At 73.0% G+C, this 6,000-nt stretch carries 6 protein-coding genes; 5 read left to right on the top strand and 1 reads right to left on the bottom strand.

Annotation, left to right across the window (positions count from 1 at the left end; genetic code table 11):
- Positions 1 to 497 precede the first annotated feature (497 nt).
- The 5 genes from AB0B01_RS16930 (at position 498) to AB0B01_RS16950 (ending at position 4,708) form a co-directional block, all read left to right on the top strand.
- Positions 498 to 1,073, top strand: a complete 576-nt coding sequence (locus AB0B01_RS16930) for a helix-turn-helix domain-containing protein (RefSeq protein ID WP_361718869.1) — start codon at positions 498 to 500, stop codon at positions 1,071 to 1,073.
- Positions 1,074 to 1,198: 125 nt separating this feature from the next.
- Complete coding sequence (locus AB0B01_RS16935; protein ID WP_361718872.1) at positions 1,199 to 2,683, top strand: DHA2 family efflux MFS transporter permease subunit; 1,485 nt, start codon at positions 1,199 to 1,201, stop codon at positions 2,681 to 2,683.
- Positions 2,684 to 2,765: 82 nt separating this feature from the next.
- Positions 2,766 to 3,164 (top strand): DUF3291 domain-containing protein, encoded by a 399-nt coding sequence (locus AB0B01_RS16940; RefSeq protein WP_361718875.1) that lies wholly within the window; start codon positions 2,766 to 2,768, stop codon positions 3,162 to 3,164.
- On the top strand, positions 3,161 to 4,276 hold the full coding sequence (locus AB0B01_RS16945) for a UDP-N-acetylmuramate dehydrogenase (protein WP_361718890.1): 1,116 nt from the start codon (positions 3,161 to 3,163) through the stop codon (positions 4,274 to 4,276). The genes AB0B01_RS16940 and AB0B01_RS16945 overlap by 4 nt, the downstream gene beginning before the upstream one ends.
- A 15-nt stretch (positions 4,277 to 4,291) precedes the next feature.
- Positions 4,292 to 4,708, top strand: a complete 417-nt coding sequence (locus AB0B01_RS16950; RefSeq protein WP_361718878.1) for a hypothetical protein — start codon at positions 4,292 to 4,294, stop codon at positions 4,706 to 4,708.
- A 3-nt stretch (positions 4,709 to 4,711) separates the two neighbouring features.
- Here the strand turns inward: AB0B01_RS16950 and AB0B01_RS16955 are convergent, their stop codons facing one another.
- Positions 4,712 to 5,731 (bottom strand): adenosine deaminase, encoded by a 1,020-nt coding sequence (locus AB0B01_RS16955; RefSeq protein WP_361718881.1) that lies wholly within the window; start codon positions 5,729 to 5,731, stop codon positions 4,712 to 4,714.
- Positions 5,732 to 6,000: the final 269 nt, after the last annotated feature.

Genomic DNA, 6,000 nt, shown 5'->3' on the forward strand with positions numbered 1-6,000 from the left:
GCGCTCCGGCCGGACTCGACGGGGTCGGTGCTCGGCTTGGCGCTCGGGTGGGCTTGGCGGGCCCCGCCCCGGCGGCCCCCCGCCTTGTGGCCGATCCGACCCGCTCCTACCGAGCCGGCTCGGCAACGCCGCTGCTCGGGAGCCGCTCCGCGTAGCCAAGGGCGGCTGGCCGGGCTGTTCTTGGGCCGCCGGGCTCGGTAGCGGCCGAGTGGGTGGCCCGAGCCGCTGCCCGGGCTGAGCGACAGCCGTGCCCGCCGCCCTGCGTAGCCGGTGAGTGGGCTCGGGTTCGGCCGGAGCCATCCTGCGGGGTTGGTGGGGAGACCCTGGCCCGGTGGCCGGTCCGGGGCTCGTTTCGGCGGAGCCCGTGGCCGGAGCCGCCGGTGCGCGGCCGCTTCGCACGAGGCCTGCCTGGTCCCGCTTGGCCCTGGGGCCCGGAGGGCGAGCGGGCCCTTGCCCAGGCCTTGCGGAGTTAGTGATTGAGTACTAACTTAGCTCACATGGCAAGGATGAGCGCAGACGAGCGACGTGAGAGCGTCATCCGCGCGGCGATGCACGAGTTCGCCCGCGGTGGTTACTACGGGACCTCCACCGAGGCCATCGCCAAGCGCGTCGGCGTCTCGCAGCCGTATCTCTTCCGGCTCTTCCCCAACAAGCCCGCCATCTTCCTCGCCGCCGCCGAGCGCTGCCTCCGCGACACCCGCGAGGTCTTCGTCGCCGCCGCCGAAGGCCTGCACGGGGAGGAGGCCGCGCAGGCCATGGCCAACGCCTATGTCCGGCTCATCGCCGAGGACCCCGACAAGCTGCAGATGCAGCTCCAGATGTACGTCACCGTCGGCGCCGCCGAGGCGGCCGGGGACCACGAGCTCGGGGAGGTCGTCCGGAAGGGGTGGATGGAGCTCTGGGACACCGTCCGCATCCCGCTCGGGGGCGAGGTCCACGACACCACCACTTTCATGGCCATCGGAATGCTGATCAACACCCTCGCGGCCATGGGCTTCCCGCCCGAGCACCGCGTATGGGAGGGGCTGTATCCCGAGGCCCGGGCCCGGGCCCGGCTCCGCCCGGAGGGGTGAGCGGGGGGCGGGGGAGTGGGCAGGGTGCGCGGCTCCGCTTCATAGCGCCCGTTTTCAGGGCCACCTCCGTGTGCGCACGAAAGTTAGTCAGTGATAACTAATAGAAAGAACCGGTTAGGGGCGTCGTGAACCGCAACGAGCAAAGCCAGGACAACCAGCACCTCCGCGGACCCGCCCTCTGGGCCCTCGTCCTCACCTCCGCCGCCGGCTTCATGGCCGCTCTCGACAACCTCGTCGTCACCACGGCGCTCCCCGCCATCCGCAAGGATCTCGGCGGCGCGCTCGCCGACCTGGAGTGGACGGTGAACGCGTACACGCTCACCTTCGCCGTCCTCCTCATGTTCGGCGCGGCCCTCGGCGACCGCTTCGGCCGGCGCCGGCTCTTCATCGCCGGGCTCGCGATCTTCACCGGCGCCTCCGCCGCAGCCGCCCTCTCGCCCGGTATCGGCGCCCTCATCGCGGCCCGCGCCGTGCAAGGCGTCGGCGCGGCGGTCATGATGCCGCTCTCCCTCACCCTGCTCACCGCCGCCGTGCCGGCCGCCCGCCGCGGACTGGCGCTCGGCATCAACGGCGCGGTCGGCGGGCTCGCCGTCGCCAGCGGACCCCTCGTCGGAGGCAGCCTCACCGAGCACATCTCCTGGCAGTGGATCTTCTGGCTGAACGTGCCCATCGGCCTCGCCCTGATCCCGCTCGCCCGGCTCCGCCTCGCCGAGTCCAAGGCCCCGACCGCCCGCCTCGACTTCCCCGGTACCCTCCTCATCAGCGGCGGGCTCTTCGGCATCGTCTACGGCCTGGTCAACGCCAACGCACACGGCTGGACCAGCGGCCCCGTCCTCACCGGCCTGATCGCCGGAACGGCCCTCGTGGGTGCCTTCGTCCGCCACGGCTTCACCAGCGCGAACCCCATGCTCCCCATGCGGCTCTTCCGCAGCCGCGGCTTCCTCGGGATCAATGCGGCCGGGCTGCTGATGTTCCTCGGCATGTTCGGCTCGATCTTCCTGCTCAGCCAGTTCCTCCAGGGTGTCGCCGGTTACACCCCCACCGAAGCCGGCCTGCGCATGCTCCCCTGGACCGGCATGCCCATGCTCGTCGCCCCGGTCGCCGGGATCCTCGCCGACCGGATCGGCGGTCGTCCCGTCGTCGCCGCGGGGCTCGCGCTGCAGGCCCTCGGCCTCGCCTGGTTCGCGATGATCCTGAGCACGGACGTCTCGTACGCCGCCCAGCTCCCGGCGCTGATCGTCAGCGGGATCGGCATGGGCCTGTACTTCGCCCCCGCCTCCCACGTCCTGATGTCCACCGTCGCCCCCGCCGACCAGGGCAAGGCCTCCGGCACCAACAACGCCCTGCGCGAGGTCGGCGGCGCGTTGGGTGTCGCGGTCCTCGCCTCGGTCTTCTCCGCCCAGGGCGGTTACGCCTCGCCGCAGAGCTTCGCCGACGGGACCGTCCCCGCCCTGTGGATCGGCGCCGGCGCCGTCGCTCTCGCCGCCTGCCTGGCCCTGCTGCTGCCGCGCACGGCCAAGGCGCCGTCCCCCGCAGCCCGCGCCTCGACCCCGACCTCGACCTCGACCCCGACCCCGGCCCCAGCCCCCGACAAGGTCCGGACCGCTTGAGCTCCGCTCAACAGGTACTGCCCGAAATTCACTTGAGCCACTTACCCTCCTGAGATCCCGGACACATGAAGGAGCGCCTGCCGTGCCCGACATCCCCTGGTCCACTCCCACGCCACCCGCCCCCGGGGCCGAGGTCTACGTCATGGCCTCCCGGTTCGAGACCGAGACCCTCACCGGCGCCCTCCGGTTCTTCCTCAAGGCGCCCGGCATCATCCGCCAGATCCGCTCCGCCCCCGGCGCCCACGGCGTCGCCCTGCGCGCCCGGGTGCTGCGCCGCACCTTCCTCACCCTCTCCGCCTGGGAGGACCGCGACGCGCTGTACCGCTTCGCCCGCAGCGAGCCGCACCGCTCCAGCTCCCGCGCCGCCGCCGGCTTCATGAAGGAATCGGCCTTCACCTTCTGGACCGTCCCGGCCGCCGAGCTGCCCCTCGGCTGGGCCGAAGCCGAGCGCCGGCTGGCCGAGCAGCAGAGCCGGGCCTGACGTACGGTCCGTGGCCCCGCCGGGATGCGAGGGTCACGGACCGTACTCTTGTCCACGTGCAGGAACTCCACCACGCCCCCCTCGCCCCTCTGACCACCTTCCGCCTCGGTGGCCCCGCCACCCGTCTGGTCACCGCGACCACCGACGCCGAGGTGGTCGACGCCGTCCGCGCCGCGGACGAGAGCGGCACCCCGCTCCTCGTCATCGGCGGCGGCAGCAACCTGGTCATCGGCGACCGCGGCTTCGACGGCACCGCCCTGCGCATCGCGACCACCGGCTTCACCCTCACCGGCACCACCCTGGAGCTGGCCGCGGGCGAGAACTGGAGCGACGCCGTCGCCCGCACCGTCGAGGCAGGCCTCGCGGGCATCGAATGCCTCGCCGGAATCCCCGGCTCCGCCGGTGCGACCCCGATCCAGAACGTCGGGGCGTACGGGCAGGAGGTGTGTGACACCATCACCGAGGTCGTCGCCTACGACCGGACCCGGCGCGAGACGGTCACGCTGACCGCCGCCGAGTGCGCGTTCTCGTACCGCAACAGCCTCTTCAAGCACCAGCCCGAGCGGTACGTCGTCCTGCGCGTCCGCTTCGCCCTGGAGGACGCGGGAGGCCTCTCCGCGCCGATCAAGTACCCGGAGACCGCCCGCGCCCTCGGCGTCGAGGCCGGTGACCGCGTCCCCGCCGCCACGGCCCGCGAGACCGTCCTGCGGCTGCGCGCCGGCAAGGGCATGGTCCTCGACCCCGCCGACCACGACACCTGGTCCGCCGGCTCCTTCTTCCACAACCCGGTCCTCGACGAGGAGGCGTACGCCGCCTTCCTCGCCCGCGTCCGGGACCGCCTCGGCCCCGGCACCGCCCCGCCCGCCTACCCCGCCGGCGAGGGCCGTACGAAGACCAGCGCGGCCTGGCTCATCGACAAGGCCGGCTTCACCAAGGGCTACGGCACCGGCCCCGCCCGCATCTCGACCAAGCACACCCTCGCGCTGACCAACCGCGGCACGGCCACCACCGAGGACCTCCTCGCCCTGGCCCGCGAGGTCCGTGCGGGCGTCCACGCGGCCTTCGGCGTCACCCTGGTCAACGAACCGGTGACGGTCGGCGTCAGCATCTGAGGAGCCCCGGCCGCCATGCTCTGTCCACTGCACGGGGCCGGTACGGACCCCACCCGCCTGGTGGGACGCACGATCAGCCGGATCGTCGCGTCCTGGCACGTCTACGAGGGCGAACGCTCCGAGGCACCGCTCGACGTCTGGCTCATCGACAGCGAGGGCGAGTCCACCAGGATCAGCACCGGGTCCGACCGGTGCCTCATCGTGGAGTCTGCCGCGCCCCACCAGCCCTACGACATGGGGGAGTGGGGCCGGATCGAGGTCGGCGAGGACCTCGGCGACCACCCCTTCCTGCGGCACCTCGGCGAGACCGTGGCGACGGTCACCGAGTTCGCGGCGCCCGACACCGGCCGCACCCGCCTGGAGATCGGCTTCCCGGACGGGGACCGGGTACGGGCCGACTGCTGGGAGGGCGACCTGCGGCTCACCCGATGACCGCTAGGAAGCCAGCCAGTGGTCGATCCCGGCCAGCAGCTTGTCCTGTACGTCGCCCGGCGCGGCGCTGCCGCGCACCGACTGGCGGGCCAGCTCGGCGAGCTCCGCGTCGGTGAAGGCGTGGTGGCGGCGGGCGATCTCGTACTGCGCCGCGAGCCGGGAGCCGAACAGCAGCGGGTCGTCGGCGCCCAGCGCCATCGGCACCCCGGCCTCGAACAGGGTCCGCAGCGGGACGTCCTCGGGCCGCTCGTACACGCCGAGGGCGACATTGGACGCCGGGCAGACCTCGCAGGTGATCTGCCGGTCGGCGAGCCGCCGGAGCAGCCGGGGGTCCTCGGCTGCGCGGACGCCGTGGCCGATGCGGGAGGCGTGCAGATCGTCGAGGCAGTCGCGGACCGAGGCGGGGCCGGTGAGCTCGCCGCCGTGCGGGGCCGCGAGGAGGCCGCCCTCCCGGGCGATGGCGAAGGCGCGGTCGAAGTCGCGGGCCATGCCGCGGCGCTCGTCGTTGGAGAGCCCGAAGCCGACGATCCCGCGGTCGGCGTAGCGGACGGCGAGGCGGGCCAGGGTGCGGGCGTCCAAGGGGTGCTTCATGCGGTTGGCGGCGATCAGCACGCGCATGCCCAGGCCGGTGTCCCGGGAGGCCGCGTCGACGGCGTCGAGGATGATCTCGACGGCCGGGATCATCCCGCCGAGGAGCGGGGCGTAGGAGGTGGGGTCCACCTGGATCTCCAGCCAGCCGCTGCCGTCGCGGACGTCCTCCTCGGCGGCCTCGCGGACCAGGCGCCGGATGTCCTCGGGCTCGCGCAGACAGGACCGGGCGGCATCGTAGAGCCGCTGGAAGCGGAACCAGCCGCGTTCGTCGGTGGCGCGCAGCTTGGGCGGCTCCCCGGCGGTCAGGGCGTCCGGCAGGCGCACACCGTACTTGTCGGCGAGCTCCAGCAGGGTCGAGGGGCGCATGGACCCCGTGAAGTGCAGGTGGAGGTGGGCCTTCGGCAGAAGCGTGAGATCGCGTACGTGCTCCATTGGGTGATCCTGCCGTACCGCTGCGCCCGGCGGGAGGGGGTTTTCCCGATCGGGGCCTTGCTCGAACGCGAAAGCGGGGCCGGGGCGGGGTGCCGCAACGCCTGAGCGGCGGCTCCCGGAGGGGAACCGCCGCTCAGGACGGGGCTGCGGGGCCGGCCCGCCCGGGGCCTAGGTGTGTATTGGCCCGCAGGGTTGTTAACGCGGCTGATGGGCGGCTTGCCGTCGAGTGCGGTGTGGCAGCGGTGGTGGTTGTAGGTGTGGAGGAAGTC

The sequence above is a fragment of the Streptomyces sp. NPDC044571 genome, assembly GCF_040647115.1.
Taxonomy (GTDB): domain Bacteria; phylum Actinomycetota; class Actinomycetes; order Streptomycetales; family Streptomycetaceae; genus Streptomyces.